Annotated in this window: 3 protein-coding genes and 1 tRNA gene; 1 reads left to right on the forward strand and 3 read right to left on the reverse strand. The window is 47.8% G+C overall.

What is annotated here, in order from left to right:
• Positions 1-192: 192 nt before the first annotated feature.
• Positions 193-1,005 carry a 5'/3'-nucleotidase SurE gene (gene surE / locus IM509_RS12845; protein WP_043995738.1) on the reverse strand — a complete coding sequence of 271 codons (813 nt, stop codon included), beginning with the start codon at positions 1,003-1,005 and terminating at the stop codon, positions 193-195.
• A gap of 56 nt (positions 1,006-1,061) precedes the next feature.
• Between surE and IM509_RS12850 the strand changes: the two genes are divergently transcribed.
• Positions 1,062-1,134 (forward strand) — tRNA-Arg (locus IM509_RS12850).
• 117 nt (positions 1,135-1,251) lie between these two features.
• Here the strand turns inward: IM509_RS12850 and prmA are convergent.
• Positions 1,252-2,148 (reverse strand): 50S ribosomal protein L11 methyltransferase, encoded by an 897-nt coding sequence (prmA, locus tag IM509_RS12855; protein WP_002763313.1) that lies wholly within the window; start codon positions 2,146-2,148, stop codon positions 1,252-1,254.
• Positions 2,149-2,528: 380 nt separating this feature from the next.
• Positions 2,529-4,106, reverse strand: coding sequence for a phosphoglycerate dehydrogenase (gene serA / locus IM509_RS12860; RefSeq protein WP_061432291.1), 1,578 nt, complete (start codon positions 4,104-4,106; stop codon positions 2,529-2,531).
• Between the last annotated feature and the right edge of the window lie 459 nt (positions 4,107-4,565).

Here is a 4,565-nt window from a genome sequence, read left to right on the forward strand (position 1 = left end):
AATACAGTGAGTTCTTTTCTTCTTCCGTGAATTCTAGGTTAATCATGTTTTTAATGAGTGCTTTGCTTCTAATTATGACTCTTAAACTATATTATTGTCCTTGAGTAAAAAATGCAAGTTGTAGCCGTGCAAAGTATAACGTAAAGCCAACCTAGAACGGCGGGGTTTCAGACCCAAAATTTCCGATGATCCTCAATCAAACCAAGAATTTCCGTACAAATGTTGAAAACCCTGCACATCAGTTAAATTGTATTGTAGGGGCGTGATGGTGATAAAATTCTCGCCAATAGCGCGCACATCCGTAGGCACTTGCGGGGGTAAATGGCTGTAGTCCGGTTGTTCGATATCTTCCACCACTTCCCCAATTAACCAGTAATAACTTTTACCCCTAGGATCCAGTCTTTTCTCGAAGGTTTCCTCGTAGCGTCGCAATCCCTGCCTAGTGATTTTCACCCCCTTGATTTCGGCACTACTAACCGGAGGGACGTTCACATTGAGTAAAGTGGGAATAGAAAAAGGGTTAAGGGCAACTTTCCTGACTAAAGTGAGGGCAAAATCGGCGGCCGGTTGGAAATCACAGGCTTTAAAACTAGCCAGACTAACAGCAATACTGGGAATACCTTCGATTAAGCCCTCCATGGCCGCGGAAACCGTGCCAGAATAGAGGATATCGGTGCCGAGATTAGACCCGTGGTTAATGCCGGCTAAAACTAAATCGGGACGCTCTTTGAGGACGGCACTAAGGGCAAATTTCACCGAATCGGCGGGAGTTCCCGAGCAAGACCAAGCAATCACATCGGGGTGAAAAATTCCTTCCACCTGTTCGGCCCGGATGGGATGGTGTAGGGTTAAGCCATGACCGGTAGCAGAGCGCTCGCCGTCTGGACAAACTACGATGACTTGATGGCCCGCAGTAGCGAGGGTGTTAGCGAGGGTGCGGACTCCTAGAGCGGAAATGCCGTCATCGTTACTGATTAGTAGTTTTAAAGGGCGATCGCTAGTCATGGAAATTTCTGCTCTACTGCGTCGGCTAGTGGTATAATGTAATAGTATTTTATTGTGGGTACGTAGCTCAGAGGATAGAGCACCAGGTTCCGGTCCTGGGTGTCGGGGGTTCGACTCCCTCCGTACTCGTTCAGAAATCAGGGGTCGGTATTCCCCCGGTTGTGCTGCTCCCCGCTCGCCAAAATGGGTAAAACCCCACACCCCACACCCTACCCCCACGAAAAACTTTTTGCCGCAAACCCGATACTAATCCACGGTGCGACGAATTTGAAGACCACACCATTCTTGACGTTTCCATAGGGCAGCCACTGTCCAGCCTTGGGGTTCTAAAATATCTGTAACCGCTTGTGCTTGGGTGACGAGGATGCCGCTTAAAATTCCCCAAGTGGTGGGTTTTGCCAGACGGGTGATTGCGGGCATTAAAGCGATAATTGTCTCGGCTAAAATATTACAAACTATGCCATCAACACCATCGGGAATTAATTCTAACAACTCCTCGACACTACCCTGATTAATAGCTAAATTTTCGGGGTTAATCCCGTTGAGATGGCGATTACTGCCTGTCGCACTCACCGCCAGGGGATCTATATCGACAGCATAAACTTTTTTCGCTCCTAATAAAATCGCCCCGATCGCCAGTATGCCGGAACCACAACCGATATCGGCGATAATTTTATTCTCTGGATGGCTACTTAAACGCATTTCTAGGGATTCTAGACATAATTGCGTGGTTGGATGCGTTCCCGTGCCAAAAGCGGAACCGGGGTCAATTTTAATCACCAATCTCTGGTTATTTTCGGGGGGATTTAACCAAGCAGGACAGATCAAAAAGCGATCGCCGATCTCGCTAATTTGCCAATGTTGTTTCCAACTGCTGGCCCAGTCTTCCTCGTCCATTAACTGCCAATGGCTGACAGGTTCGGGAAAACCTAAAATCAAAGCATCTTCCTTTAAGCAGAGGCTTAGTGCCTCTAAATCGGGCAATTGCGCTTTAATTTCTGGTATATAGGCCTTAACCTCTAAAGAGGATTGTTTTTTAGCAGTGGCCGTTCCCGAACAGCCAAAATTTTCCAGTCTCCAGAAAACCGTTTCTTCGAGACTAGGTTCGCACAAAACCGTAATTTCCCACCAACTATTAGACATATATCAGTGATCAGTGATCAGTTATCAGATTTGAGTTTTCAGTCAACAGTATTAAGTAGGTGGGTGGAATTAAATATAAGATGAACGTAGGTTGGGTTGAAGCATGAAACCCAACGCCCGCATGGGTTACGCTACCGCTAACCCATCCTACAAATAATTGTACCTCCCTACTTAAGTGGCAAGTGCGGAGCTTTCTTTTCACTGATTACTGATGAAGCTAAGACGCATTTAAACCGCTTATTCTTAGATTAGCCCCCCTTGCCCCCCGACCCCCCCGATGTCGGTAGTAGGGTTGATTCATGAATCAACCCTACCTTGAATCAACCCTAGGGGGGGTGGGGGGTTGCCTCTTGCCTTCAGAAGCTGATAACTGATTTAATCTAGAGTTTTACTGTGTAAGCATCGCGGATACCGGGGACTTTAGTAATTTCCGAGAGAAGACCTTCTGGTAGAGGATCATCGAGACTCAGGGCCATAACTGCGTCACCGCGAATAATTTTGCGTCCTACCTGCATACTGGCGATATTGACATTAAAACTGCCTAAAAGTGCGCCAATTTTGCCGATAATACCGGGCATATCCTGGTGAAGGGTGAATAGCATATGATTACTCGGTGGCACGTTAATTGGGAACTCATCGAGGTCAGTAATGCGGATTTCTCCGTTACTTAACAGCGCTCCGGTGACGGAATGGGTCCCCATGGAACCATTGGCTTCCAAATGAATCGATCCCGAATAGTCCCGGGTGGAAGCATCCCGGGTTTCGATTACCCGGATACCGCGTTCCTTAGCTTCGATCGCCGCATTAACATAGTTTACCCGTTCCCGGAGGGCTTGGGAAAGTAAACCCTTAATGGCCGCTATCACTAGGGGTTGACTGTCTTTAGTGGCCAATTCTCCCTGTAAACGGACATTTAACGAGTCACAGCGACCTCCTGCCAACTGACTGACAAGATTACCCATAGTTTCCGCTAATTGCAGGTAAGGGCGCAGTTTTTCCATAACATCGGGAGTTAGTCCGGGGATATTAACAGCCGAGCGCGCTGGCAAACCGAGGAGGACATCGCGAATTTGTTCGGCCACATCAATAGCCACATTCACCTGTGCTTCCGTAGTCGATGCACCTAGGTGGGGAGTGAGGATGACGTTAGATAATTCTCTTAATCTAGATTCGCCTAAAGGTTCCTGTTCAAATACATCCAAGGCTGCCCCGGCGATTCTACCGGATTCGAGGGCTTCAATTAAAGCCAACTCATCGATAATGCCGCCTCTGGAACAGTTAATGATGCGGACTGTGGGTTTCATCTTAGCGATGGTTTCCCGACCGATAAGATGCTGGGTTTCGGGAGTTTTCGGGACGTGGAGGGTGATAAAATCGGACTCAGCAAAGAGTAATTCTAGATCCACCAAGGTGCAACCGAGTTGATCGGCGCGTTCTTTGGAAATAAAGGGATCGTAGGCGAGAATTTTCATGCCTAGAGATCTAGCAACGGCGGCGACGTGGGAACCAATTTTACCTAAACCGACGACTCCTAGGTTCTTTTTATAAACTTCTGTGCCGATAAAGCGATTTCTTTCCCATTTATTCGCTTTTACCGACTGATTGGCATCGGGAATATGACGGGAGAGGGATAACATCATGGCCAAGGCGTGTTCGGCAGCGGCGATCGTGTTACCTTCGGGAGAGTTAACGACAATAATACCCTGACGAGTGGCCGCGGGAACATCGATATTATCGACTCCTACCCCTGCGCGGCCGATAATTTGCAGTTTGCTGCCCGCTTCGACGATTTCTTTGGTGACGCGGGTACTGGAACGGAGCATCAGTGCGTCGTATTCGGGGATAATTTGAATGATTTCCTCAGCGGATAGTCCTGTTTTCACGTCCACTTGGGCAACCTGTGACAGAATTTCTACTCCTACCGGATCGATCGAATCGGATACCAGAACTTTGGCCATAATCTTTATAACGTGCTTTTTTCAGTCTACGCGCAAATGCTAGACCAATATTGGTATCTAGCCGCAATAGCCCATTTTAGAAGCAAAGGGTGCAGTCTATGGCAAAATTAGCGAAAAGATTTTAGGTTGTCATTCTTAATTGTCGTCCATGGGGTTGATGTCAGGCTCTTGCCGTTGTCACTGAGATATGGCTAATTTAATCACGGTGGCGATCAAGTTTTCCGCTTCTTTTTCTAGGGCCTTTTCTAGGGCTGCCATTGCTTCTGTTTGACAATTTCTAAGTAGCTGGTTATAATTAAATCAAAAATGGATTTTAGGTTCGATCCCCCCCGCCCCCCTTGATAAGGGGGGTGCCGATAGGCGGGGGGATCACCCTTGATAAGGGGGGTGCCGATAGGCGGGGGGATCACCCTTGATAAGGGTGGTGCCGATAGGCGGGGGGATCACCCTTGATAAGGG

Origin of the sequence: Microcystis sp. M31BS1 (genome assembly GCF_020245285.1) — a bacterium.
GTDB classification, from domain to species: domain Bacteria; phylum Cyanobacteriota; class Cyanobacteriia; order Cyanobacteriales; family Microcystaceae; genus Microcystis; species Microcystis panniformis.